This window comes from Citrobacter sp. C1 (assembly GCF_014596895.2).
GTDB classification, from domain to species: domain Bacteria; phylum Pseudomonadota; class Gammaproteobacteria; order Enterobacterales; family Enterobacteriaceae; genus Citrobacter; species Citrobacter gillenii.
The window spans coordinates 2,745,631-2,770,165 of the sequence record NZ_CP115035.1 but is presented as its reverse complement, the minus strand read 5'-3'; the positions used below and the strand labels follow the sequence as shown (position 1 = coordinate 2,770,165).

Here is a 24,535-nt window from a genome sequence, read left to right as displayed (position 1 = left end):
CTTGTCACCTGATTCCAACAATGATTGCTAATGGCGTTAACGATGGGGCAAAAACTGCACTGTTTTGGCGCGATACGCGTCAGAATGGGGCAATAATTTCCGAAAAATTTCGTATACGATCACAATTCCAGAATTATATTTGGCGACTGAATAGAATTGCGTTTTTTCCTCTAATTATTCACCCCGCTGGCGAACGTATTCACTTTATATGCACATATGATGAATATTGATGGTTCGTAACTTATTGATATTTCGTTGTCTCATCGTGTTTATGCATATTTTTTGCTGGCTGGCACGAACCCTGCACTCTACATTTACACCGCAAACACTATATTTATTAACATATAAATAACTTTTTATTTACCGTAGAGGTCGCTATGTCTCTGTCAGTTACGCGTGAAAATTTTGATGAATGGATGATGCCCGTATACGCACCGGCTCCTTTTGTGCCGGTTCGCGGTGAAGGCTCGCGACTGTGGGATCAGCAGGGCAAAGAGTATATCGATTTCGCGGGGGGCATTGCGGTTAACGCGCTGGGTCACGCACACCCGGCTTTGCGCGAAGCATTAAACGATCAGGCCGGTAAATTCTGGCATACCGGAAATGGCTACACTAACGAGCCGGTACTGCGGCTGGCAAAAAAACTGATTGATGCCACCTTTGCCGAGCGTGTCTTCTTCTGTAACTCCGGCGCAGAAGCCAACGAAGCGGCATTAAAACTGGCGCGTAAATATGCTCACGACCGTTTTGGCACGCAGAAAAGCGGCATCGTCGCGTTTAAAAACGCCTTCCACGGCCGCACGCTGTTTACCGTCAGCGCCGGGGGCCAGCCGGCCTATTCGCAGGATTTTGCGCCATTGCCGCCGGATATCCGCCATGCGGTGTATAACGATCTTGACTCTGCCAGCCAGCTGATTGATGACACCACCTGTGCGGTTATTGTTGAGCCGATTCAGGGGGAAGGTGGCGTGGTGCCTGCGACAAAGGCCTTTTTGCAGGGACTGCGCGAACTCTGCGATCGCCACAATGCGTTGCTGATTTTTGATGAAGTGCAGACTGGCGTGGGACGTACCGGCGAACTGTATGCCTATATGCACTACGGCGTGACGCCGGACCTGCTGACCACGGCCAAAGCGCTGGGCGGTGGGTTCCCTATTGGGGCGCTGCTGGCTACCGAACCATGCGCAAGCGTTATGACGGTGGGTACGCATGGCACCACTTACGGCGGAAACCCGCTGGCTTCTGCGGTGGCCGGAAAACTGCTGGAGATCGTTAACACGCCAGAAATCCTCACTGGCGTGAAACAGCGTCACGACTGGTTTGTGGAGCGTATTAACGCCATTAACGAACGTTTTGGATTGTTTAGTGAGGTTCGTGGACTGGGCCTGCTGATCGGCTGTGTGCTGAATGCAGAGTTTGCCGGTAAAGCGAAGCTTATCTCGCAAGAGGCGGCCAATGTCGGCGTGATGGTGCTGATTGCTGGCGGTAACGTGGTGCGTTTTGCACCTGCGCTGAACGTTAGCGAAGAAGAGGTTGCCAGCGGACTGGATCGCTTTGCGCTGGCCTGCGAACGTATTAAAGCAGGAGGTTCATCATGATGGTGATCCGTCCCATTGAACGCGCCGATATTACGGCGTTGATGCAGTTGGCCAGTAAGACCGGCGGTGGGTTGACCTCGCTTCCGGCTAACGAAGCCACGCTGATGGCGCGTATTGAGCGTTCACTGCAAACCTGGCAGGGCGAACTGCCAAAAAGTGAGCAGGGCTACGTTTTTGTACTCGAGGACAGTGCCACCGGTACCGTGGCCGGGATCTGCGCGATTGAAGTGGCGGTCGGGCTAAACGACCCCTGGTACAACTATCGCGTCGGGACGCTGGTCCATGCCTCGAAGGAGTTGAACGTCTATAACGCGCTGCCGACGCTGTTTCTCAGTAACGATCACACCGGCAGCAGCGAACTTTGCACCCTGTTTCTTGATCCGGACTGGCGTAAAGAGGGCAACGGCTATTTGCTGTCGAAATCGCGCTTTATGTTTATGGCGGCATTCCGCGACCGGTTTAATGAAAAAGTGGTGGCCGAGATGCGTGGCGTGATTGATGAACATGGTTACTCCCCGTTCTGGCAGAGCCTCGGCAAACGCTTCTTTTCGATGGAGTTTAGCCGTGCCGATTTTCTTTGCGGCACCGGGCAAAAAGCCTTTATTGCCGAATTGATGCCCAAGCATCCTATCTATACCCACTTCCTGTCGGATGAAGCGCAAAGCGTGATTGGCGAAGTGCATCCGCAAACGGCACCGGCGCGTGCGGTACTGGAGAAAGAAGGCTTCCGCTATCGCAACTATGTCGACATTTTCGACGGCGGACCGACGCTGGAATGCGATATCGACCGGGTGCGGGCGATTCGGAAAAGCCGGCTGGTGGAGGTGGCTGAAGGTCAGCCCGCGCCGGGCGAGTATCCGGCCTGTCTGGTGGCGAATGAAAACTACCATAACTTCCGCGTCATGCTGGTGCGCGCCGATCCGCATACCCAGCGGCTGGTGCTGACGGCAGCGCAGCTGGATGCCCTGAAGTGCCATGCGGGTGACCACGTCCGTTTCGTTCGTCTATGTGCAGAGGAGAAAACAGTATGACTTTATGGATAAACGGCGACTGGGTAACGGGCCAGGGCGAGCGTCGGGTTAAAACTAATCCGGTGGGCGGCGATGTATTGTGGCAAGGCCATGATGCAGATGCTACGCAGGTGGCGCAGGCATGCCACGCCGCACGTGCGGCGTTTGCGGGCTGGGCCAGGCAACCCTTTTCCGCGCGCCAGGCGGTGGTGGAAAAATTCGCCACATTGCTGGAGAGCAACAAAGCCGAGCTGACGACCATTATCGCCAGAGAAACCGGAAAACCACGCTGGGAAGCAGCCACCGAACTGACGGCGATGATCAATAAAATCGCCATTTCCGTAAAGGCGTACCACACGCGTACCGGGGAGCAATACAACGAATTACCCGACGGCGCGGCGACGTTACGCCATCGTCCGCACGGTGTGCTGGCGGTGTTTGGTCCGTATAATTTCCCCGGCCATCTCCCCAACGGTCATATCGTTCCGGCGCTGCTGGCGGGCAATACGCTGATTTTTAAACCCAGTGAACTGACGCCGTGGACCGGTGAAGCGGTGACTAAACTGTGGGCGCAGGCGGGACTCCCTGCGGGCGTGCTAAACCTGGTGCAGGGTGGGCGCGAAACCGGGCAGGCGCTAAGCGCGCTGGAGGATCTCGACGGTTTGCTGTTTACCGGTAGCGCCAATACGGGTTATCAACTGCACCGACAGCTCTCCGGTCAGCCGGAAAAAATCCTCGCGCTGGAGATGGGGGGCAACAACCCGTTAATTATTGAGAATCCGGAAGATATTGATGCCGCCGTGCATCTGACTATTCAGTCTGCGTTTGTCACCGCCGGGCAGCGTTGCACCTGCGCCCGCCGTCTGCTGGTAAAAAAAGGTGCGCAGGGCGATGCGTTTCTGGCGCGCCTGGTTGAAGTCAGCCAGCGTTTACTGCCCGGCAAGTGGGATGACGAGCCGCAACCGTTTATCGGCGGACTGATATCTGAGCAGGCGGCGCAACACGTCTGTGATGCCTGGCAGCGTCTTGAGGCGTTAGGTGGCCGTACGCTGCTGGCGCCGCGACGGGTAAAAGCGGGCACGTCGCTGCTGGCACCGGGCATTATCGAACTCACCGGTGTGGCCAACGTGCCGGATGAAGAGGTATTTGGTCCGCTGCTCGGCGTCTGGCGTTATGACAGTTTCGACGAGGCAATAAGCCTTGCGAACCACACCCGATTTGGCCTGTCATGCGGATTGGTCTCACCGGATCGCAATCAGTTTGACCAGCTGTTGCTGGAAGCGCGGGCGGGCATCGTTAACTGGAATAAACCGTTGACCGGGGCGGCGAGTACGGCACCGTTTGGCGGAGTGGGGGCTTCAGGAAACCATCGTGCCAGCGCGTGGTATGCCGCAGATTACTGCGCCTGGCCAATGGCGAGTCTGGAGTCACCGGCATTAACATTGCCGACGACGCTGAGCCCAGGTCTGGATTTTTCTCGTGGAGAAAAGCGATGAAAGCGCGTGAGGTCAATTTCGACGGGCTGGTGGGACTGACCCACCATTATGCGGGGCTGTCGTTTGGCAATGAGGCCTCGACCCGGCACCGTTTTCAGGTGTCGAATCCCCGTCTGGCGGCGAAGCAGGGCTTATTAAAGATGAAAGCGCTGGCAGATGCCGGGTTTCCTCAGGCGGTGATCCCGCCGCATGAACGTCCGTATATTCCGGTTCTGCGTCAGCTCGGCTTCAGCGGTAGCGATGAGCAGATCCTGGAAAAGGTGGCGCGTCAGGCGCCACACTGGCTTTCCAGCGCCAGCTCGGCCTCGCCGATGTGGGTGGCGAATGCGGCCACGGTCTGTCCTTCGGCCGATTCACTGGATGGGAAAGTGCATCTGACGGTGGCGAACCTGAACAACAAATTCCACCGTTCACTGGAAGCGCCGACTACCGAAGCGTTATTACGGGCGATATTCCGTGATGAGCATGCTTTTGCGGTCCACAGCGCGCTACCTCAGGTGGCTCTGCTGGGTGATGAAGGGGCGGCCAACCACAATCGCCTTGGCGGAGATTACGGTGCACCTGGCGTGCAGCTGTTTGTTTACGGTCGCGAGGAGGGGAATGTGTCACAGCCGAGGCGCTACCCGGCCAGACAATCGCGTGAGGCCAGCGAAGCGGTGGCGCGGCTGAACCAGGTTAATCCGCATCAACTTATCTTTGCCCAGCAAAACCCGGACGTTATCGATAGTGGCGTGTTCCATAACGACGTGATCGCGGTATCGAATCGCCAGGTGCTGTTTTGCCATGAACAGGCATTTGTCCGACAGCAGGCGCTGTTGAGCCAGCTACGCGCTCAGGTTGATGGGTTTACGGCGCTGGAAGTACCTGCTGCAGAGGTGTCGGTGGCGGATGCGGTGGCAACGTATCTGTTTAACAGCCAGTTGTTGAGCCGTGATGATGGCTCAATGATGCTGGTTTTACCACAGGAGTGTCGGGAGCACGCGGGCGTGTGGCGCTATCTGAACGGTCTACTGGACGCGGATAATCCGCTTGACGACCTGCGAGTATTCGATCTGCGTGAAAGTATGTCGAACGGCGGCGGTCCGGCATGCCTGCGACTGAGAGTGGTGTTAACGTCACAGGAACTGCAGGCGGTGAATCCGGCGGTAATGATGAACGACACGTTGTTCAATACGCTCAATAACTGGGTTGATCGTTACTACCGGGACCGGCTTACCGCTGCAGATCTTGCTGACCCCCAGCTGTTACGTGAAGGGCGCGAAGCGCTGGATTCGCTGACGCAACTGCTCAATCTCGGCTCGGTGTATCCTTTCCAGCAGGAGCGGGCGATCTATGGATAACTTTCTGGCCCTGACCCTCGCGGGAACCTCGCCGGATATCACCCACGGTGAGGCTCATGGTTTTAACTGGCGGTGGACAGGGCACGGGATGCTGGAGCTGACGCCGGTCGCCGAGGTTGATCGTTCGCTGGTGATCTCTGCAGGTATTCATGGCAATGAAACGGCACCGGTTGAGATGCTGGATGCGCTGCTGTCCGCGCTTTTTCGTGGCGAGTTGACGCTTACATGGCGGTTGCTGGTGATTCTGGGCAATCCGCAGGCGCTGGCGGAGGGGAAGCGCTATTGCCATAGCGACATGAACCGTATGTTTGGCGGGCGCTGGCAGATATTTGTCGAGAGCGGTGAAACGCGGCGCGCCCGCGAACTTGAGCTGTGCCTGGAAGCGTTTTATTCGCGCACCAGGGAGTCCGTGCGCTGGCATCTGGATCTGCACACCGCCATTCGCGGTTCGCATCATCTGCGCTTTGGCGTACTGCCGCAGCGCAACGTGCCCTGGGACGAAGGGTTTCTATCGTGGCTGGGGGATGCGGGACTGGAGGCGCAGGTTTTCCATCAGACACCGGGCGGGACATTTACCCATTTCAGTGGCGAGCATTTCGGTGCGCTGGCCTGTACGCTGGAGCTGGGTAAGGCTCTGGCGTTCGGGCAAAACGATTTGACGCAGTTTGCTCACACGGCGGAGGCGTTGGCGGCTTTGTTGCAGGGTGAGCGTGCATCATCCACGCAAACCACGCCGCTGCGCTATCGCGTGGTGTCGCAAATCACGCGACACAGCGACGATTTTATTCTTCATATGAACAATCAGACGCTGAATTTTACCCCCTTTAACGAGGGCACATTGCTGGCGCAGGACGGCGATGCGCGTTTTGTTGTTACTCATGATGTTGAATATGTGCTGTTTCCCAACCCAAACGTGGCCTGTGGTTTACGCGCGGGGCTGATGCTGGAAAGGTTATAATCAATATCTTTCCCTCGGGTTTATCTCCGGGGGGTATTTTTTTGTGTGCGCTTTCGTTATTACGGATTATTCCTGGTGAGTTGCTTTATTAATAATCAGGCTTCATGTATAGTTCTCCATAATCCTTTCAAAATCATCCTGTTGTAATATTTAATTTCAATTCTGCGCAATTAATTCTTTTTTTCTCCATAATTGATGAGAATTTGTTTTTTATACTTTCATTGTTTTACCGTTGCTCTGATTAATTGACGCTTCTACCGGTAAAGTTAATCTCGTCAACACGACATCCGATGAGATAAGCATCGTAAGAATGTCGTCAGAATAACTGAAAGGAAGGATAGAAATTATGCGTAAACTGACTGCTCTGTTTGTTGCCTCTACTCTGGCGCTGGGCGCTGCAAATCTGGCACACGCCGCTGATACCACAACTACCGCTCCGGCTGATGCCAAACCGATGATGCACCATAACGGCAAGTTTGGCCCGCACCACGACATGATGTTTAAAGATCTGAATCTGACTGATGCGCAGAAACAGCAGATCCGCGACATTATGAAAGGCCAGCGCGATCAGATGAAACGTCCGCCGCTGGAAGAACGCCGTGCAATGCACGATATCATCGCCAGCGACAGCTTCGACAAAGCGAAAGCTGAAGCGCAGATTGCGAAGATGGAAGAACAGCGCAAAGCTAATATGCTGGCGCATATGGAAACCCAGAACAAGATTTACAACATCCTGACGCCGGAACAGAAAAAACAGTTTAATGCCAATTTTGAGAAGCGTCTGACAGAACGCGCGGCGCAGAAAGGTAAAATGCCAGAGGCTGCTGAGTAACCGATTAGCGTCTACACTACATTATTCGCGTTGTGTCTGGGCATTACTCAGGACGGCGCGAATCAAAACTCAAGACCGCCGGTCTTGTCCACAACACGTTTAACGAGGTGGGCAGGATCGGCGGTTTTTTCTTTCCAGCCTATTGCACCCTGCAACCGACACGCTATTCTCCTGAAGCCTGCGAAAATTCTACCTGGATCAGCGCGTTAATCTTTTTTCTTAAAACGTCCTCATCCTCGCTAAGGCAAATCAACTCTGCTGCCGATAACAATAAATGTGCAGAGTAAACTTATGGCGGCCAGGGAGCGTCATGCTGACGTACCGCGCCTTTCTGGAGGGATGATGGAATACTTTGATATCCGCAAAATGCCGGTTAATCTTTGGCGCAATGGTGCGGGTGAAACGCGAGAGATTTGTTGTTTTCCGCCAGCGACCCGCGATTTTCACTGGCGGGCAAGTATCGCGTCCATTGCCGCGAACGGTGAGTTTTCTCTTTTCCCGGGCGTAGAGCGAGTGATTACCCTGCTGGAAGGAGGCGAAGTGACTCTGGAAGGCGCCAATCCCTTCAGCCATACCCTGAAACAGCATCAACCGTTTACCTTTGCGGGCGATCAGGTAGTCAAAGCCAAACTGACAGAAGGTCAGATGTCGATGGATTTCAATATTATGACCCGTCGTGATGTCTGCCAGGCCAAAGTCAGGGTTGCGGATCGAACGTTTACCACCTTTGGTTCGCGCGGCGGTGTGGTGTTTGTGTTAAGCGGAGCCTGGCAGTTGGGCGATAAGTTACTGACGGCGGACCAGGGCGCATGCTGGCACGACGGCAAGCACACGCTGCGGTTGTTAAAAGCGGAAGGGAAGCTGTTGTTTAGTGAGATTAACTGGATGCCGGGGCATTCGCCGGATCCAGTTCAATAATGTCATAGTGACCGGACATTACCGGCCGGCAGAGAATTTTGTAACCATCTTGATCGAAGCCGGCGGGCATTCGTGCCAGCGTAGCGGCTTCATCCAGCGATGAAACCGCGCCCAGCCATAGCCAGTTATTGATAATGTGATATTGGGTCATTTCTGCGCGGCTTTCTTTTAGCGCAATCGCATTGCTCCACGGCCAGCAGAGCACACGCAATCTTTCCAGTGCCGCCATCAGACGCAGATGATGCGCCTCGGGACTTTCTTTCCCACAGCAGGCTCCGGCGCAACGTTTAAGCGCTGAGCGAAAGCAGGCGCGACCGCGACTTAGCGGCTCCAGTCCCAGCAAACCGTAGCAAAGCTGGTGCTCGTCGGCGACCGTCTGTAATGCCTGCAGCGCCGCGCGCCGGTGTGCAAACAGGCCAAACAGATTCGGGGTCTGTGAAAAATCCACATCGCGCGCGTAGATAACCTGGAGGCGTTGATCGGTTAATTGCAGAGCACAGAGTTGGTGAGTGCGGCGCAGGCGCTTATTGAATAAAGGTTGTTGCTCTTTAATTAGTCGTGCCTCCAGCAACAGGGCACCCATTTCACCCGCCGTGCAAATCCAGGTAATACGTCGGGATTGATGTAGCATGGCCGCTTCGTCTGCGTTGCGTAGATGCGCCATCACCCGGCTGCGAACATTGATGCTTTTACCGATATAAAGCGGCATGGTGTCACTTTCGCCGTGAAACAGATAAACACCGGGCGTGGCCGGAAGCGCTTGTAAAAAGGGGCGCAGGTGCTCGGGGTACTCATAAATTGCAGCTGCTTCAAAGGTAATACGAGGGGCTGATTGGCGGCGTACCACTGTTTACTCCGGATGCTGGTTATTCATCCAGTGTAGCAGGCGATTGTTGATTAAAAAAGCAACATGTGTGAAGTTGTTGACGCCGGACATACGAAGCTTTGTTGCTGTCCGGCGTTATGCAAGAAGGTGGATTACGCTTTTTTCCAGAAATCGTCAAACACCGTAATGGGCGTGCGACGTTTGTGTTCCGTCTTTAAATACCAGCCTTCAATTTTCTTCGCGATAGCATCATCCAGAATTTTGCCTTCCAGATAATCATCAATGTTGTCGTACGTTACGCCTAAGGCGGCTTCATCGGGCAGAGAAGGGCGATCGTCTTCGAGGTCGGCGGTAGGCGCTTTCTTATATAAGTGCTCCGGACAGCCTAGCGCGGCCAGCAGCTGTTTCCCCTGACGCTTGTTGAGGCGGAATAGTGGGTTAATGTCGGTGCCGCCATCGCCATATTTGGTGAAAAAGCCGGTAATCGCTTCCGCAGCGTGATCGGTACCTACCACTACGCCGCTGGTCATTCCGGCGATGCTGTACTGTGCCTTCATACGTTCACGGGCTTTTTCATTACCGCGCACAAAATCGCTCAGCTCAATACCGGCTTCACGTAATGCCTGTTCGCTGGCCAGCACCGCAGCTTTGATATTGACGGTTAACACGCGATCCGGCTGAATGAAGGTGATGGCGTCCTGGCAGTCCTGTTCATCGGCCTGCACACCGTAAGGGAGGCGCACGGCAATAAACTGCAGCGCGTCGTTCCCGGTCTCGTCGCGCAGCTCTGAAATGGCCATTTGGCATAACTTTCCGGCGAGCGTTGAATCCTGACCGCCGCTAATCCCTAATACCAGTGATTTCAGGAAAGGATAGGTTTTCAGATAGGATTTCAGAAAATCTACGCTACGGCGAATTTCTTCTTCTGCATTAATGTGCGGCTGTGCGCCAAGTGCCTGGATTATCTCTTGCTGCAGAGTCATCTAACCCCTCCGAAAAAAATAATGACAAAAAATATGATCGGTTAAAGCTAACGCGTTGACGTCCAAACGACAAGGGATGCAGCCTGATATCGCAGTATTTTGTTTTAATATACCCGTCATACTTCAAGTTGCATGTGCGTCGGCTGCACTCGTTCTCCCCAGTCACTTACTTTAGTAAGCTCCTGGGGATTCGCTCCCTTGCCACCTTCCTGCAACTCGAATTATTTAGGGTATAGATTTTTCCGAAATGGTGTGAGACTCATCTGTAAGCTTGAAAAATGTGTTGTTGTGCTCCAGGCTTATATAACACGCTGAAAAACAAGAGGACGAGAAAATGAACAAGAATCTAACAGGAATTCTGGGTACAGCGGCGGTATTGACTATGCTGGCGGGGTGTACGGCCTACGATCGTACAAAAGACCAATTTGTTCAGCCCGTGGTGAAAGATGTGAAGAAAGGGATGAGCCGGGCGCAGGTTGCGCAGATTGCCGGCAAGCCGTCTTCTGAAGTGACAATGGTGCATGCTCGCGGGACGTGTCAGACCTACATCCTGGGTCAACGAGATGGTAAAGCAGAGACCTATTTTGTAGCTTTGGATGATACAGGACACGTGGTTAATTCTGGTTATCAGACCTGTGCCGAGTACGACACCGATCCGCAGGCGGCGAAGCAGTAACGACTGCTTAATGCCTGAGCACTCAACGGAACCGGCCATTGCGCCGGTTTTTTTGTGCCGTACGATCTTATTTAATGTCGCGAATTATTTGCCTGAAATGTGAGGGGTGTCATAACGCCAGGTCAATGAGAGACAATTTAGTTGGTCAAGGAAATACCATCCTCTGGTGCAATCCCGTATACTCATTTCAGCCACCTAAAAAAGTAATTTAGCTGACGCAAGTTACCCAGAGCATGGATGCAGGTTATGGCTTGCGGAGTGTCTGGATGACAGATAATCGCATATGAGGATCGTTTTTATGGAAAAGAAACACATTTATCTGTTTTGTTCTGCGGGCATGTCGACTTCCTTGTTAGTTTCGAAGATGCGTGCGCAGGCTGAAAAATACGAAGTGCCGGTTATTATTGAAGCATTCCCTGAAACGCTGGCTGGGGAAAAAGGTCCTGTTGCTGACGTCGTGTTATTAGGCCCGCAAATTGCTTATATGTTACCCGAAATTCAGCGTTTGTTACCTAACAAGCCTGTAGAAGTGATTGACTCGCTGTTATATGGCAAAGTCGATGGTTTAGGCGTGCTTAAGGCTGCAGTTGCAGCAATTAAAAAAGCCGCAGCAAATTAATTATATTTTTTAAATTTCCCGTCAAAGAGTTATTTCATTAACATTCACCGCAATATTATATTGCGGTATTTAAGGGTATTTTTCTATGAGTAACGCTATTGCTTCACTTGAAAAGGTACTCCTTCCTTTTGCTGTAAAAATTGGAAAGCAGCCACACGTTAATGCAATCAAAAACGGTTTTATTCGTTTAATGCCGTTAACCCTCGCAGGGGCCATGTTTGTATTAATCAATAACGTTTTCCTGAGCTTTGGGGAGGGGTCGTTTTTTTATTCAATGGGTATCCGACTTGATGCTTCGACTATTGAGAATCTCAATAGCTTAAAAGGTATCGGTGGGAACGTTTATAACGGTACGCTGGGTATCATGTCATTGATGGCGCCTTTCTTTATCGGCATGGCGATGGCCGATGAACGCAAAGTTGACTCTCTGGCCGCAGGTTTGCTCTCCGTCGCAGCCTTTATGACCGTCACGCCTTATAGTGTGGGTGAAGCCTATGCCGTTGGTGCTAACTGGTTGGGTGGTGCGAACATTATTTCCGGTATTATTATCGGTCTTGTGGTCGCAGAAATGTTCACCTTTGTGGTCCGTCGTAATTGGGTTATCAGATTACCCGATAGTGTTCCTGCCTCGGTCTCGCGCTCCTTCTCAGCACTGATTCCTGGATTTATCATTCTCTCCATTATGGGGATCATTGGCTGGGCACTGGCAATCTGGGGCACCAACTTCCACCAGATCATCATGGATTCTATTTCGACTCCGCTGGCGTCGCTGGGCAGCGTAGTGGGCTGGGCTTACGTGATTTTTGTTCCGCTGCTGTGGTTCTTTGGTATTCACGGTTCACTGGCGCTGACCGCGCTGGACAGCGGTATCATGACGCCTTGGGCACTGGAAAACATCGCTATCTATCAACAGTTTGGTTCTGTAGACGCAGCATTGGAAGCCGGTAAGACGTTCCACGTCTGGGCAAAACCGATGCTGGACTCCTACATCTTCCTCGGCGGTAGCGGCGCAACCCTGGGTCTGATTATTGCTATCTTCCTGGCATCTCGTCGTCCGGATTATCGTCAGGTGGCGAAACTGGCCCTGCCGTCAGGTATCTTCCAGATTAACGAACCGATTCTGTTCGGTCTGCCAATTATCATGAACCCGGTTATGTTCATCCCGTTTATTCTGGTTCAACCGATTCTGGCCGCGATTATGCTGGCAGCCTACTACACTGGCATTATTCCACCGATTACCAATATTGCGCCGTGGACGATGCCAACCGGGTTAGGCGCGTTCTTTAACACCAACGGTAGCGTTGCGGCTCTGCTGGTGGCACTGTTCAACCTTGGGGTCGCCACGCTGGTGTATCTGCCATTCGTCGTCGTCGCCAACAAAGCGCAGAACGTCATTGATAAAGAAGAAAGCGAAGAAGATATCGCTAACGCATTGAAATTCTAAATTTAATCCGGCATGGCCTCTCGGTCATGCCGGACTGGACCAGAGGAAAAGAGTATGTTGGATATCGAAAATATCGTGGATACATCATCAGAAGCTGAAGAGCTTGAAGAAGTGGTGATGGGGCTTATCATCAATTCGGGGCAGGCGCGTAGCCTGGCCTATGGCGCACTCAAGATGGCCAAACAGGGCGATTTTGAGGCGGCGAAGGCCATGATGGAACAGTCTCGAATGGCGCTGAACGAAGCGCACCTCGTACAAACGAAACTGATTGAAGGCGATCAGGGCGAAGGTAAAATGAAAGTGAGCCTGGTTCTGGTTCACGCACAGGATCACCTGATGACGTCGATGCTGGCACGCGAGCTGGTGACGGAACTGATTGAGCTTCACGAGAAGCTGAAATAGCGAGGAGTGCATGATGCAATTACAGATTAACGCACCGGAAATCAAAACCGTTTACGAGCAGCAGTTGTTTAATGGCAAAAATTTCCATGTGTTTATCTATAACAAAACTGAAAGTATCAGTGGACTGCATCAGCACGATTACTATGAATTTACGCTGGTATTAACCGGTCGCTATTATCAGGAAATCAACGGTAAACGTGTGCTGCTGGAACGTGGTGACTTTGTTTTTATCCCCCTGGGATCGCATCACCAAAGTTTCTATGATTTCGGCGCCACGCGGATCCTTAACGTCGGTATCAGTAAGCGTTTTTTTGAACAGCACTATCATCCTTTATTGCCGTTTTGTTTTGTTGCATCGCAGGTGTATCGGGCGAATAACTCCTTTCTCACCTATATCGAAACGGTCATTGCATCACTGAACTTTCGCGAGAGCGGGCTGGATGAATTTGTCGAAGTGGTCACCTTCTACATTATTAATCGACTCCGGCATCACCGTGAAGAACAAGTGTTGGATGACATTCCACAATGGCTGAGAGCGACCGTGGAAACGATGCACGACAAACGTCAGTTTAGCGAAAATGCGCTGGAAAACATGGTCCAGCTGTCGGCAAAATCTCAGGAATATCTGACTCGTGCCACCCAGCGTTATTACAGTAAAACACCGATGCAGATTATTAATGAAATCCGCATTAACTTTGCTAAAAAACAGCTGGAAATGACCAACTATTCGGTCACGGATATTGCTTATGAGTCTGGTTACAGCAGCCCAAGCCTGTTTATTAAAACGTTTAAAAAACTGACGTCGTTTACGCCCAATAGCTACCGGAAGAAGTTAACTGAGTTTAATCAGTAGCTATTATTTGCCAATAACCCATTTTTATAGCTTGCCCAAAATAGCGTCGGGACAGCCACGCTATATCTGACAAACGGGTTGAGCATAATACACGTCAGTGTTTTGACACTGAAGGGAGAAAGTATGAGCCAGAAATTAAAAGTCGTCACTATCGGTGGCGGGAGCAGCTACACCCCTGAATTACTTGAAGGCTTTATTAAGCGTTATCATGAATTACCGGTATCTGAATTGTGGTTGGTTGATGTCGACGGCGGTAAAGAGAAGCTGGATATTATTTTCGACCTGTGCCAACGCATGATCGACAATGCCGGCGTGCCGATGAAGCTGTATAAAACGCTGGATCGTCGCGAAGCGCTGAAAGACGCTGACTTTGTGACCACGCAGCTGCGCGTTGGACAACTTAAAGCCCGTGAGCAGGACGAGCGAATCCCGCTGAGCCACGGCTACCTGGGCCAGGAGACAAACGGCGCGGGCGGCCTGTTTAAAGGTTTGCGGACTATTCCTGTTATTTTTGACATCGTGAAAGATGTCGAAGAACTGTGCCCGAATGCGTGGGTGATTAACTTTACTAACCCGGCCGGAATGGTCACTGAAGCCGTCTATCGCCATACGAATTTTAAGAAATTCATCGGGGTATGCAATATTCCGATCGGCATGAAAATGTTTATTACCGACGTGCTGGCGTTAAAAGAGAGCGATGATTTATCTATCGATCTGTTTGGTCTGAACCATATGGTGTTTATTAAAGATGTGCTGGTCAACGGCGAGTCACGTTTTGACGAACTGCTCGACGGCGTGGCCTCGGGGCAGTTAAAAGCGTCCACCGTGAAGAACATTTTCGACCTGCCGTTTAGCGAAGGATTGATTCGCTCGCTGAAACTGCTGCCGTGCTCGTATTTGCTTTACTACTTCAAGCCAAAAGAGATGCTTGCGATTGAAATGGGTGAATACTATAAGGGCGGTGCACGCGCGCAGGTTGTGCAAAAAGTTGAGAAACAACTTTTTGAGCTGTATAAAAATCCTGAACTGAATGTGAAACCGAAGGAGCTTGAGCAGCGCGGTGGGGCGTATTACTCCGATGCGGCGTGTGAGGTGATCAACGCCATCTACAATGACAAGCAGACCGAGCACTATGTCAACATTCCTCACCATGGTCATGTAGACAACATTCCTGCGGACTGGGCGGTTGAGATGACCTGTACGCTGGGGCGCAATGGCGCGACCCCGCATCCACGGATCACGCATTTTGATGAGAAAGTGCTTGGCCTTATCTATACCATTAAAGGTTTTGAGGTGGCGGCGAGTAATGCGGCACTGAGCGGTGAATTTAATGATGTGCTGCTGGCGTTAAATCTGAGCCCACTGGTGCATTCTGACCGTGATGCCGAAATTCTGGCGCGGGAACTGATCCTTGCCCATGAAAAATGGCTGCCAAACTTTGCCGGGTGCATCGAGACGCTCAAAAGCGAACAACACTGATAGAGGTCGGCTATGGAACGCGTACTGATTGTGAATGCGGATGATTTTGGCCTGAGCAAAGGGCAAAACTACGGCATTATTGACGCTTGTCGCCATGGTGTTGTCACCTCGACAACGGCGCTGGTCAACGGCGAGGCCATTGAGCATGCGGTGCAGTTGAGTCGTGAGCTTCCTGAACTGGCTGTTGGCATGCACTTTGTGCTGACGCTGGGGAAACCGCTGACGGCAATGCCAGGGCTGACCCGCGACGGACTGCTGGGGAAATGGATCTGGCAGATGGCCGAGGAGGACACCTTGCCGCTGGATGAAATTTCGCACGAGCTGGCCGCACAGTATCAGCGTTTCATCGACCTGTTCGGCCGGGAGCCGACGCATCTGGATAGCCATCACCATGTGCATATGTTCCCGCAGATTTTCCCTGTAGTGGCCAATTTTGCGGCCCAGCACGGTATTGCGTTACGCATCGATCGTCAGACGGTGTTTGAGGCTGCTGACTTACCTGTTGCGTTGCGCACGTCGCAGGGATTTAGCAGCGAGTTTTACGGCGAGGCGATTTCCGAAGAGCTGTTTTTGCAGGTGCTAGACGCCTCAGCAGACAGGGGCGAGTCCTCGCTGGAAGTGATGTGCCACCCGGCGTTTGTCGATAATATCATTCGACAAAGCGCCTACTGTTACCCCCGCTTAACTGAACTTGATGTGCTGACGTCTCCGGTATTGAAATATGCTATTGCGGAGCGCGGTTATCGTCTCGGCAGTTTTCTGAACGTGTAATTCCTGAGTTTGCGGCGCGTCAATGCGCCGCTTTTTTTAGGCCGGAATGGCGTCGACTTTTCCGCTGCGAGACCAGACACGGTGCGCGGTCATGAGCGCCAGCAAGGTATCCATAAACTGCGCATCTGCGCTGTCCGCTTCTACAATCCCTTCTTCACCCTGATTGCTAACCTTCAGCACGGCTTTCAACTGACGCGCATCGCCTGCCAGCGCAATGGGTTTCAAATGTTTGTATGCTTCCAGTAAGTAGTAACGGGTATCGCCGCGTATGTCGATATCCGCAATATTGCCGCAAGGCACAATGACCGCATCCACGGTCAGTGATGGCGAACCGGCAAAGGTACCGGCGATGTTCAGCACCGAGCCATCGTCGGCAACCACGTTCCCCATACGCGAATAGAGCAATTTTGCATGCACACCGCGGGACTGGAGAGCTTGCATGATGGTGAGCATATCGGCCGATTTGACCTCGTCATTCAGCAAAATGGCCACTATCCGGCCTTTGATATCGCCTTGTGCCCCTGCGTACAAACTGAGTGATGGGGCTTCAGTTAACCCGTTGACGTCCGCAGGTGGGGCGATTTGCTGCTGTTCGTCGGTTAGTTCAAAACCGAGGTTGTCGGCAACAGATTGTGCAAGGGTGGTATCAATGTGCGCCAGTTGTTCAACCACTCTCTCGCGGATATACGGGCGGGTGACTTTGCTCAGTTCAAAACTGAATCCGCCAACAATATGCTGCTGCTCAATAGGCGTCTGACTTAGCCAGAACAGGCGAGGGTGCGCATAGTATTCGCCGAAAGAGGGGCTTCTTTCACGTATCTTACTGCCTTCAATACGTTCCTGATACGATTCAAAACCCCCGCGTTTAGGGCCAGGTGGCGTTTCGCGCGGCCAGTTATCATTGATCGAGTTTGGTTCGTAGTTGGCCGGGTTGGTATCAATATCCATGCGATGCATGCCGTCGCGCTGGAAATTGTGATACGGGCAGGTCGGGCGGTTAATCGGAATTTCATGAAAGTTAGGTCCGCCCAGACGGCTGATCTGCGTGTCGGTATATGAAAACAGTCGGCCCTGTAGCAGCGGATCGTTGGTGAAATCAATACCGGGGACGATGTGTCCTGGATGAAATGCTACCTGCTCGTTTTCGGCAAAGAAATTATCCGGGTTACGGTTAAGCACCATTTTTCCGACGCGCTGAACCGGAACCAATTCCTCGGGGATCAACTTTGTTGGGTCGAGCAGATCAAAATCGAATTTAAACTCGTCCTCTTCCGCAATCAGTTGCAGTCCCAACTCATATTCCGGGTAATCACCGGCTTCGATGGCCTCCCACAGATCGCGACGGTGGAAGTCAGGGTCTCGACCGGTAAGTTTTTGCGCTTCATCCCAAACCAGAGAGGCTTTGCCTGCCAGGGGTTTCCAGTGGAAGCGTACAAAGGTGGCTTTGCCTTGCGCGTTAATCAGTCGAAACGTGTGGATGCCAAAGCCTTCCATCGTGCGATAGCTGCGAGGGATCCCACGGTCTGACATGGCCCACATCACGTTATGCAGTGTTTCTGGCTGTAAAGAGACGTAATCCCAGAAGGTATCATGCGCGCTTTGTCCCTGTGGAATAGCCCAGTGCGGCTCTGGTTTAACCGCGTGGACGAAGTCCGGGAATTTATGGGCGTCCTGGATAAAAAACACCGGTGTATTATTTCCTACCAGGTCAAATATCCCCTCTTCGGTATAAAACTTTGTGGCAAATCCGCGAATATCCCGGACCGTGTCTGCTGAACCGGCGCCGCCCTGGACGGTGGAGAAACGCACAAAAACCGGGGTTATCTTATTTGTCTCGCACAGGAAGTCGGCTTTGGTGACGGTACTTAAATCGGCATAGGACTGAAAGTAACCATGCGCGGCGGAGCCACGGGCATGAACGATTCGTTCCGGAATGCGTTCATGATCAAAATGGGTAATCTTCTCACGCAGGATAAAATCCTCGAGCAGCGTCGGCCCACGGTTTCCGGCGCGTAATGAGTTTTGATCGTCTGCAATGCGGACACCCTGATTGGTGGTCAGGGCAAAATCTTCACTGCCTTTACGAAATGGCTCCAGTGAGTTGAGTTTGTCATTAACGGTGTCGGGGGCCTTCGCACTACCAGGGGCAGTGGGCTGCATGCCCGGCGGTGTGGGTTTGGCGTCGGGTTTGTGCGAGCCGTCTGCGGGGGCCAGGGAATCGAGCCCTGGTCTGGATTCGCTGGCATCATGAACCGGTGCCGGGTGATTGAGTGGATGCTTGTCATTCTGCGACATGAACTCGTCTCCTGTTTTCATTGCTGAAAGGGTCGTTGTTGCTGTCAAAAACATTAACTATAGACCACGCATCCAGGTGAGCCGGGATCCGTTGAAGGGGAATACTGTAATGAACAAGGCAAACAGCGCACGCAAGGCAGGACGTCAGGGCGCAAAATCGGCTAAGATAGCGTTTTTCTGATTTTTAGAATTTGTCTTTAGTGAAGCAACTGATTATGAAACCTCTTCGCCAACAAAATCGCAAGGTTATCAGCTACGTTCCGCGTGTGGAGCCCGCGCCACCAGAGCATGCGATAAAAATGGATGCGTTTCGTGACGTATGGATACTGCGCGGAAAATATGTCGCTTTTGTCTTAATAGGAGAGGCGTTTCAACGTTCGCCTGCGTTTACGGTTCCGGAGTCGGCGCAACGCTGGGCAAACCAGGTCCGTCAGGAAAACGAACTGAGCAATTAATGGGATATAAAAAAACCGCCGGAGCATGATACTCCGGCGGTTTTTTACGCTTCAGGAAACCGGTTTAACGGTGTGCCAGTTCGGCGTTATCGTCACTGTCCAGAATCGTTTTGTCGGTTTGCTTCAGCCACTGACTGGTGAGCGTACCGGCAGTCATGGAGCCACTGACGTTCAACGCAGTACGACCCATATCGATCAGCGGTTCTACGGAGATCAGTAGAGCGACCAGCGTAACCGGCAGGCCCATCGCCGGCAGCACGATCAGTGCGGCAAACGTTGCACCCCCACCCACACCCGCGACTCCGGCGGAGCTAACGGTCACAATACCGACCAGCGTTGCAATCCACATTGGGTCGAGTGGGTTAATCCCCACAGTCGGCGCAACCATCACTGCCAGCATTGCCGGGTACAGCCCCGCACAACCGTTTTGACCAATCGTGGCGCCAAAAGAGGCGGCAAAGCTGGCAATCGACTCAGGCACTCCCAGACGACGGGTTTGCGCTTCCACATTCAGCGGAATAGACGCAGCGCTGGAGCGGCTGGTGAAGGCAAATGTCAGTACCGGCCAGACTTTACGGAAGTACTTCAGCGGGCTCACGCCGTTAATACCCAGCAGAATACCGTGTACCACGAACATGATGCCCAGACCGAGGTACGAAGCCACCACGAAGCTGCCCAGCTTAATAATGTCCTGCAGGTTGGAGCCGGCAACCACTTTGGTCATCAACGCCAGAACACCGTACGGCGTCAGCTGCATCACCAGACGAACCAGCTTCATCACCCAGCTTTGCAGGGTATCAATAGCGGTTAATACGCGTTCGCCTTTCGGGGCATCATCTTTCAGCAGTTTCAGGGCCGCGACACCAAGGAATGCGGCGAAGATAACAACGCTGATAATGGAGGTTGGGTTAGCGCCAGTGAGATCGGCAAACGGGTTTTTCGGGATAAACGACAGCACCAGTTGCGGCACGCTCAGGTCGGCAACTTTACCCACGTAGTTGGTTTCGATGGCGTTCAGACGGGCGGTTTCAGCACCACCCTGTACCAGTCCATCCGCCGTCAGGCCGAACAGGTTAGTGACCAGTACCCCAACTAACGCGGCGATAAGTGTTGTAAACAGCAACGTCCCGATGGTCAGGAAGCTGATTTTCCCCAGCTGAGAGGCGTTGTGCAGACGCGCAACGGCGCTGAGGATAGAGGCAAATACCAGCGGCATGACGATCATTTGCAGAAGTTGAACATAGCCGTTGCCGACAATGTTGAACCACTGTACAGAATCTTTCAGTACCTGGCTGTCTGAGCCGTAAATCGTATGCAGGGCAAGGCCAAATACCACGCCCATAACCAGACCAACCAGTACTTTTTTGGCCAGACTCCACTGTTTGTGACGGGCTTGCGCCAGCACGAACAGCAGTACAACGAACACGATAATGTTCGCGATTAATGGAAAGTTCATCCCCGTTCTCCTGATCTTTTTTTATGTATCACCGAACTACAGTGATTCTGTTGGCGCAAGATTAGCAGAACTGTGACTTGCCTCTTATATTCAAATGGAATTGTTTATGCCAAAAATGACATTTTGGCCGATTTCTTAATCAGCCTGGTGTTTTATAAAACGATTAAACTGCATTTGTAGCGTATTAATCATTTGCGATGACCAGCGTACTGCACTGTTTTCAGGCAAAGTTTGTGGCATCCAGATAGCCCAGGCAAACAGCGCCATGCATAAAAAACGCTCCAGCTGGTTGCCTTTTTGCGGTACGAGGATCGGCAGACGAAAGCGCCAGCGGCAGGGCCACAGCAAAGGAACGCCGGCTGGGGTCAGCATATCGGCCAGAATATGACTAAGGTAGCCGAGCACCATCCCCTGTAACGCATCCGCCGGGATTATCCAGGTCTCGGGTACTTTCAAATAGAACGTCGCCAGCAAGGCAAACACCGCCAGCAGGCTATGCGTAAACCCGCGATGACCAAATGCCCGGGCTATGGGCTTTGAGACCCACTTCAGACGCTGCCCCAGCAACGATTTGGGATGATCGATATCGGGCAGCAGGCAGGTCAAGATAGCTGAAGGAACAATATGCCACCAGTCACCCTGCGCGAGAACGGGCGTCAGTTCGGCATTCTTGGCAAATACCGCACAGGCAATAGAGAAAAGAAGGTGGCCTTCCGCCGTCATGATAAAACCCAATAAACTGTCAATTCATACAGTATAGGGGTTTTATACAGTAGGCGAAAGAGGTGACGTTGTAACCCTTTGTCACAAATAAGCGATTAACGTGCCAGCCAGCCACCGTCGACGGCCAATGTATAACCATTAATGTAGTCAGAGGCGCGGCTGGCAAGGAATACTGCCGGGCCTTTCAGGTCGTCAGGCGTTCCCCAGCGTCCGGCCGGAATACGGTCGACAATCTCCTGATTACGGTCGGCATCGTCCCGCAGTTGCTGCGTATTGTTGGTCGCCATGTAGCCCGGCGCAATGGCATTGACGTTAATACCCTGTGCGGCCCATTCATTGGCCAGCAGGCGGGTTATGCCCAGCACGCCGCTTTTTGAAGCGGTGTAGGAAGGTACGCGGATACCGCCCTGGAAGGAGAGCATTGACGCAATGTTGATGATTTTTCCGCCCTGACCCTGGCTCAGGAATTGTCTGGCGACGGCCTGTGACAAAAAGAAAACGGATTTGAGATTCAGGTTCATCACATCATCCCAGTCTTGCTCACTAAAGCTCAGGGCGTCCTCACGGCGAATGGTCCCCGCGTTATTGACCAGAATATCGATCCGACCAAAGGTGGAGACCGTTTGCGTCACGATATCGTTCAGCGACTCCTGCTGGCTGAGGTCGGCCTGGATAGTCAGAAAGCGTCGCCCGAGTGCATGGATTTTCTCAGCGGTTTGCACAGGAATTTTACGATTGACGCCGACCACGTCGCAGCCGGCCTCCGCCAGCGCGACCGCCATACCTTGCCCAAGCCCGGTATCACATCCGGTGACGATTGCTACTTTACCTTCAAGACGAAAAGCATCCAAAATCATATTCACCCCGGCTATCAAATGGTTTTAACGCATGCTGTGAGTGAAAGAATAGGAGAGGCTGGCAGGAAATACAATGAAAAATGAAACAACGTTTCAAAAATATGACTGACCTGGCAAAACGGGCAATGCAACCATTGCCCATCAGGGAATTATCCGCGTAGATGCGTGACGGTGAGATCGGCCAGCGAGGTCAATTTAACGTCAGCAAGAACAAAGCGGGCATCGTCCTGGTTCTCATGTGCAGGTACGACGATCGCGCGCATGCGTGCTGCTTTTGATGCAATCATGCCGTTGACAGAATCTTCCAGCGCTACGCAAGATAAGGGCTCCACACCCAATTTTGCCGCGCAGTCGAGGTAGACCTGAGGATGCGGTTTGCTGTAGGGCAATTTCTCTGCCGAGGCCAGTGCGTCGAAGCTGTCGCGAAGATCAAACATCGTCAGCACTTTTTCCAGCATGTGCAACGGGGAGGCTGATGCCAGACCCACTCGTAAGCCCTGGGATTTGCACAGCGCGACGGCTTCACGTACGCCAGGCAGCAGTGGTTTTGTCTCTTCAACCAGGGCGATAGCCCGGGTGATAATGCGATCGGTGACCTCCTGGCGAGATGGGCCGCTCCACGGTTGCTGGGCGAACCACAGATCTACAACCATATCGATACGCAGCCCCAGCGTATCGGGCAGTTCATGGCGGCGAGTGATATCTACGCCTAAACTTGCGATCACATCCAGTTCAGCCTGATCCCAAAGGGGTTCAGAGTCGACCAGTAATCCATCCATATCGAAAATTGCAGCAAGAATTTGACGCGGGGTTGACATCACAACCTCTCCTTTGAACATGAAACAGCAGGGATTAAGAGCCTGGGTGAACCGGCTCTCAGCGTTCATTATGGCTAATCCTCGATTATACCGCCTTTAAAGATCAGGCGAAAATGGTTATCAACGGGTAAACTTAGGCCAAAATGACACGTCTTAATCAAGGGGAACTCATGACGTATCAACAAGCTGGACGCATTGCTGTCTTGAAAAGGCTGGTGGGATGGGTGGTTTTCATCCCGGCGCTGATTTCAACGCTGGTTTCAGTACTGAAGTTTATGTATGCGCACAGTGAAAAGCAGGAGGGGATTAACGCGGTGATGCTCGACTTTGCCCACGTGATGATTGACATGATGCGGGTAAACACTCCCTTTCTTAACCTGTTTTGGTATAACTCACCGACACCTGATTTTCAAAGCGGACTGAATCTGGTTTTCTGGCTGATTTTTATTCTTATTTTTATCGGGCTGGCGATGCAGGATTCGGGTGCTCGCATGAGCCGTCAGGCTCGTTTTTTACGTGAAGGCGTTGAAGATCAGCTGATTCTGGAGCAGGCGAAGGGCAGTGAAGGGTTATCGCGAGAGCAGATTGAGTCGCGTATTGTCGTGCCGCATCATACGATTTTCTTACAAATATTCCCGCTCTATATTTTGCCGGTTATCGTCATCGTGATTGGCTATTTCTTCTTTTCGCTACTAGGTTTTTTGTAAGCGCGTCACTATCAGGCCCACGCGAAAGCTGCGGGCCTGATTAGCAAAGAACTTCCGCTATATATCTGTTAAGCCGCCAGTATCCTGTCCATCGCTTTCTGCGCCACCACCATATGTTGCCCGCCGAACAGAATCGCTCGATTCAGCAGCGTATAAAGCTGATAGACAGGCTGCCTGTCGAGAAAATCCAGCGGCAGGGGGGAAACCGACTGATAGCCGTCATAAATTTGCGGTGGCTGATCGCTATGTAATGGCAGCATTGCCAGGTCGCACTCTCTGTCGCCCCAATAGCAGGCGGGGTCAAAGATGTAGGGACCATGAGGGCCAAGGGCGCAGTTCCCCGACCACAAATCGCCATGCAGTAGTGAAGGCTGTGGCTGGTGTGATGACAAACGCTGCTGAACATGGTCAACAATGGCGTCAATATTGCCAAACGCGATCCCTTTTTCGGCGGCAAGCTCCAGTTGCCAGCCAATCCGCTGTTCTGCAAAAAAGGTAGACCAGCGACGCTGCCACGTATTGGGTTGTGGCGTGGTAGAGAGTGCATTATCAAAGTCGAGGCCAAATTGCGGCTGATCGCTCCATTCATGAAGATGCGCGAGCTGTTGTCCGAGAATAAAGGCGTTGTGGGCATCCAGTGGACGGGGAGGGAGGAAATCCATCACCAAAAAGCTGTAGTCTCTGTCTGCACCGACCGCCCAGACCTTGGGGACTGAAACGGTATTGCTGCGGGAAAGCAGTTCCAGCTGGTCGGCTTCTGCAGTAAAGCCGGTTAATAGCTCCCTTTCATCGCATTTGACGAAAAAATCGCGCCCCGCATAGCGTAAATGCCATGCGGCGTGGATCTCACCGCCGGGCAGTTCATTACGCAGCTCGATTTCGCCTTCACCGAGTTGCTCGCTTAAAAGACGACTGATAGCCTGCCACATGATGTCTCTCCCCATGTTGTCTGCCAGATCATAAGGTTAGCGCAATAATGCGGTAAAAAAACACGAACCAACGCACACCGTGGACGCGTT

Annotated in this window: 24 protein-coding genes; 16 read left to right on the top strand and 8 right to left on the bottom strand. The window is 52.4% G+C overall.

The features are described from left to right. Positions 1–377: 377 nt before the first annotated feature. The 7 genes from IB214_RS13355 (at position 378) to ves (ending at position 8,152) form a co-directional block, all read left to right on the top strand. Positions 378–1,598 carry an aspartate aminotransferase family protein gene (locus IB214_RS13355; RefSeq protein WP_096757281.1) on the top strand — a complete coding sequence of 407 codons (1,221 nt, stop codon included), beginning with the start codon at positions 378–380 and terminating at the stop codon, positions 1,596–1,598. Next, complete coding sequence (gene astA, locus IB214_RS13350) at positions 1,595–2,629, top strand: arginine N-succinyltransferase (protein ID WP_117342983.1); 1,035 nt, start codon at positions 1,595–1,597, stop codon at positions 2,627–2,629. The genes IB214_RS13355 and astA overlap by 4 nt, the downstream gene beginning before the upstream one ends. Beyond that, positions 2,626–4,104 carry a succinylglutamate-semialdehyde dehydrogenase gene (gene astD, locus IB214_RS13345; RefSeq protein WP_117342984.1) on the top strand — a complete coding sequence of 493 codons (1,479 nt, stop codon included), beginning with the start codon at positions 2,626–2,628 and terminating at the stop codon, positions 4,102–4,104. The genes astA and astD overlap by 4 nt, the downstream gene beginning before the upstream one ends. Beyond that, positions 4,101–5,444, top strand: a complete 1,344-nt coding sequence (gene astB, locus IB214_RS13340) for an N-succinylarginine dihydrolase (RefSeq protein ID WP_115258678.1) — start codon at positions 4,101–4,103, stop codon at positions 5,442–5,444. The genes astD and astB overlap by 4 nt, the downstream gene beginning before the upstream one ends. Then, on the top strand, positions 5,437–6,402 hold the full coding sequence (gene astE / locus IB214_RS13335; protein WP_117342985.1) for a succinylglutamate desuccinylase: 966 nt from the start codon (positions 5,437–5,439) through the stop codon (positions 6,400–6,402). The genes astB and astE overlap by 8 nt, the downstream gene beginning before the upstream one ends. A gap of 346 nt (positions 6,403–6,748) precedes the next feature. Next, entirely contained in the window at positions 6,749–7,234 is a 486-nt protein-coding gene (gene spy, locus IB214_RS13330; RefSeq protein WP_096757276.1) for an ATP-independent periplasmic protein-refolding chaperone Spy, read from the top strand. Positions 7,235–7,576: 342 nt separating this feature from the next. Beyond that, positions 7,577–8,152, top strand: a complete 576-nt coding sequence (gene ves / locus IB214_RS13325; RefSeq protein ID WP_115258676.1) for an environmental stress-induced protein Ves — start codon at positions 7,577–7,579, stop codon at positions 8,150–8,152. Here ves and cho read toward each other — a convergent pair. Both cho and nadE read right to left on the bottom strand, forming a co-directional pair. Further along, positions 8,112–8,999, bottom strand: a complete 888-nt coding sequence (gene cho / locus IB214_RS13320) for an excinuclease Cho (RefSeq protein ID WP_115258675.1) — start codon at positions 8,997–8,999, stop codon at positions 8,112–8,114. The two genes, ves and cho, sit on opposite strands and share 41 nt — an antisense overlap. A 131-nt stretch (positions 9,000–9,130) precedes the next feature. After that, on the bottom strand, positions 9,131–9,961 hold the full coding sequence (gene nadE / locus IB214_RS13315) for an ammonia-dependent NAD(+) synthetase (protein WP_115258674.1): 831 nt from the start codon (positions 9,959–9,961) through the stop codon (positions 9,131–9,133). 334 nt (positions 9,962–10,295) lie between these two features. Between nadE and osmE the strand changes: the two genes are divergently transcribed. From osmE to chbG, 7 genes are all read left to right on the top strand, one after another. Then, positions 10,296–10,637: an osmotically-inducible lipoprotein OsmE gene (gene osmE, locus IB214_RS13310; RefSeq protein WP_117342987.1), complete on the top strand. Its 342-nt coding sequence runs from the start codon at positions 10,296–10,298 to the stop codon at positions 10,635–10,637. Positions 10,638–10,935: 298 nt separating this feature from the next. After that, positions 10,936–11,256, top strand: coding sequence for a PTS N,N'-diacetylchitobiose transporter subunit IIB (gene chbB / locus IB214_RS13305; RefSeq protein WP_003832547.1), 321 nt, complete (start codon positions 10,936–10,938; stop codon positions 11,254–11,256). 85 nt (positions 11,257–11,341) lie between these two features. After that, positions 11,342–12,700, top strand: a complete 1,359-nt coding sequence (chbC, locus tag IB214_RS13300) for a PTS N,N'-diacetylchitobiose transporter subunit IIC (RefSeq protein WP_115258672.1) — start codon at positions 11,342–11,344, stop codon at positions 12,698–12,700. Between the two features lie 54 nt (positions 12,701–12,754). Next, entirely contained in the window at positions 12,755–13,102 is a 348-nt protein-coding gene (chbA, locus tag IB214_RS13295; protein ID WP_096757270.1) for a PTS N,N'-diacetylchitobiose transporter subunit IIA, read from the top strand. Between the two features lie 10 nt (positions 13,103–13,112). After that, positions 13,113–13,955 carry a transcriptional regulator ChbR gene (gene chbR / locus IB214_RS13290; protein WP_117342988.1) on the top strand — a complete coding sequence of 281 codons (843 nt, stop codon included), beginning with the start codon at positions 13,113–13,115 and terminating at the stop codon, positions 13,953–13,955. Positions 13,956–14,078: 123 nt separating this feature from the next. Next, complete coding sequence (locus IB214_RS13285; RefSeq protein WP_117342989.1) at positions 14,079–15,434, top strand: 6-phospho-beta-glucosidase; 1,356 nt, start codon at positions 14,079–14,081, stop codon at positions 15,432–15,434. A 12-nt stretch (positions 15,435–15,446) separates the two neighbouring features. Then, positions 15,447–16,205, top strand: a complete 759-nt coding sequence (gene chbG, locus IB214_RS13280; RefSeq protein WP_117342990.1) for a chitin disaccharide deacetylase — start codon at positions 15,447–15,449, stop codon at positions 16,203–16,205. Between the two features lie 36 nt (positions 16,206–16,241). On the opposite strand, the gene katE is transcribed toward chbG, so the two are convergent. Then, a complete protein-coding gene (gene katE, locus IB214_RS13275; protein WP_117342991.1) occupies positions 16,242–18,500 on the bottom strand; it encodes a catalase HPII in 2,259 nt (752 codons plus the stop codon). A 212-nt stretch (positions 18,501–18,712) separates the two neighbouring features. On the opposite strand from katE, the gene cedA reads away from it, so the two are divergent. Then, positions 18,713–18,955 (top strand): cell division activator CedA, encoded by a 243-nt coding sequence (gene cedA, locus IB214_RS13270; protein ID WP_244207865.1) that lies wholly within the window; start codon positions 18,713–18,715, stop codon positions 18,953–18,955. Positions 18,956–19,019: 64 nt separating this feature from the next. Here cedA and tcyP read toward each other — a convergent pair whose 3' ends face one another. The 4 genes from tcyP to hxpB all read right to left on the bottom strand — a co-directional run bounded on the left by tcyP (position 19,020) and on the right by hxpB (position 22,809). After that, the gene (tcyP, locus tag IB214_RS13265) at positions 19,020–20,411 is read right to left on the bottom strand and encodes a cystine/sulfocysteine:cation symporter (protein ID WP_096757263.1); all 1,392 of its coding nucleotides are present in this window, start codon (positions 20,409–20,411) and stop codon (positions 19,020–19,022) included. A gap of 135 nt (positions 20,412–20,546) precedes the next feature. Further along, positions 20,547–21,134 (bottom strand): metal-dependent hydrolase, encoded by a 588-nt coding sequence (locus IB214_RS13260; protein ID WP_096757262.1) that lies wholly within the window; start codon positions 21,132–21,134, stop codon positions 20,547–20,549. A 95-nt stretch (positions 21,135–21,229) separates the two neighbouring features. Then, positions 21,230–21,991: a 2-dehydro-3-deoxy-D-gluconate 5-dehydrogenase KduD gene (gene kduD, locus IB214_RS13255; protein ID WP_117342993.1), complete on the bottom strand. Its 762-nt coding sequence runs from the start codon at positions 21,989–21,991 to the stop codon at positions 21,230–21,232. 149 nt (positions 21,992–22,140) lie between these two features. Further along, positions 22,141–22,809 carry a hexitol phosphatase HxpB gene (gene hxpB, locus IB214_RS13250; RefSeq protein WP_096757260.1) on the bottom strand — a complete coding sequence of 223 codons (669 nt, stop codon included), beginning with the start codon at positions 22,807–22,809 and terminating at the stop codon, positions 22,141–22,143. Positions 22,810–22,979: 170 nt separating this feature from the next. Here hxpB and IB214_RS13245 point away from each other — a divergent pair, with 170 nt between their 5' ends. Then, the gene (locus IB214_RS13245; protein ID WP_117342994.1) at positions 22,980–23,516 is read left to right on the top strand and encodes a YniB family protein; all 537 of its coding nucleotides are present in this window, start codon (positions 22,980–22,982) and stop codon (positions 23,514–23,516) included. 68 nt (positions 23,517–23,584) lie between these two features. On the opposite strand, the gene IB214_RS13240 is transcribed toward IB214_RS13245, so the two are convergent. Further along, entirely contained in the window at positions 23,585–24,445 is an 861-nt protein-coding gene (locus IB214_RS13240; protein WP_117342995.1) for a fructosamine kinase family protein, read from the bottom strand. Between the last annotated feature and the right edge of the window lie 90 nt (positions 24,446–24,535).

Excerpts from the sequence above, each read along its gene's own strand:
- osmE (WP_117342987.1), top strand. The coding sequence starts at position 10,296 with ATGAACAAGAATCTAACAGGAATTCTGGGTACAGCGGCGGTATTGACT.
- hxpB (WP_096757260.1), bottom strand. The coding sequence starts at position 22,809 with ATGTCAACCCCGCGTCAAATTCTTGCTGCAATTTTCGATATGGATGGA.
- nadE (WP_115258674.1), bottom strand. The coding sequence starts at position 9,961 with ATGACTCTGCAGCAAGAGATAATCCAGGCACTTGGCGCACAGCCGCAC.
- spy (WP_096757276.1), top strand. The coding sequence starts at position 6,749 with ATGCGTAAACTGACTGCTCTGTTTGTTGCCTCTACTCTGGCGCTGGGC.
- astD (WP_117342984.1), top strand. The coding sequence starts at position 2,626 with ATGACTTTATGGATAAACGGCGACTGGGTAACGGGCCAGGGCGAGCGT.
- IB214_RS13245 (WP_117342994.1), top strand. The coding sequence starts at position 22,980 with ATGACGTATCAACAAGCTGGACGCATTGCTGTCTTGAAAAGGCTGGTG.
- astB (WP_115258678.1), top strand. The coding sequence starts at position 4,101 with ATGAAAGCGCGTGAGGTCAATTTCGACGGGCTGGTGGGACTGACCCAC.
- katE (WP_117342991.1), bottom strand. The coding sequence starts at position 18,500 with ATGTCGCAGAATGACAAGCATCCACTCAATCACCCGGCACCGGTTCAT.
- tcyP (WP_096757263.1), bottom strand. The coding sequence starts at position 20,411 with ATGAACTTTCCATTAATCGCGAACATTATCGTGTTCGTTGTACTGCTG.
- IB214_RS13240 (WP_117342995.1), bottom strand. The coding sequence starts at position 24,445 with ATGTGGCAGGCTATCAGTCGTCTTTTAAGCGAGCAACTCGGTGAAGGC.
- IB214_RS13285 (WP_117342989.1), top strand. The coding sequence starts at position 14,079 with ATGAGCCAGAAATTAAAAGTCGTCACTATCGGTGGCGGGAGCAGCTAC.
- astE (WP_117342985.1), top strand. The coding sequence starts at position 5,437 with ATGGATAACTTTCTGGCCCTGACCCTCGCGGGAACCTCGCCGGATATC.
- chbA (WP_096757270.1), top strand. The coding sequence starts at position 12,755 with ATGTTGGATATCGAAAATATCGTGGATACATCATCAGAAGCTGAAGAG.
- chbG (WP_117342990.1), top strand. The coding sequence starts at position 15,447 with ATGGAACGCGTACTGATTGTGAATGCGGATGATTTTGGCCTGAGCAAA.
- IB214_RS13260 (WP_096757262.1), bottom strand. The coding sequence starts at position 21,134 with ATGACGGCGGAAGGCCACCTTCTTTTCTCTATTGCCTGTGCGGTATTT.
- kduD (WP_117342993.1), bottom strand. The coding sequence starts at position 21,991 with ATGATTTTGGATGCTTTTCGTCTTGAAGGTAAAGTAGCAATCGTCACC.
- chbC (WP_115258672.1), top strand. The coding sequence starts at position 11,342 with ATGAGTAACGCTATTGCTTCACTTGAAAAGGTACTCCTTCCTTTTGCT.
- IB214_RS13355 (WP_096757281.1), top strand. The coding sequence starts at position 378 with ATGTCTCTGTCAGTTACGCGTGAAAATTTTGATGAATGGATGATGCCC.
- ves (WP_115258676.1), top strand. The coding sequence starts at position 7,577 with ATGGAATACTTTGATATCCGCAAAATGCCGGTTAATCTTTGGCGCAAT.
- astA (WP_117342983.1), top strand. The coding sequence starts at position 1,595 with ATGATGGTGATCCGTCCCATTGAACGCGCCGATATTACGGCGTTGATG.
- chbR (WP_117342988.1), top strand. The coding sequence starts at position 13,113 with ATGATGCAATTACAGATTAACGCACCGGAAATCAAAACCGTTTACGAG.
- chbB (WP_003832547.1), top strand. The coding sequence starts at position 10,936 with ATGGAAAAGAAACACATTTATCTGTTTTGTTCTGCGGGCATGTCGACT.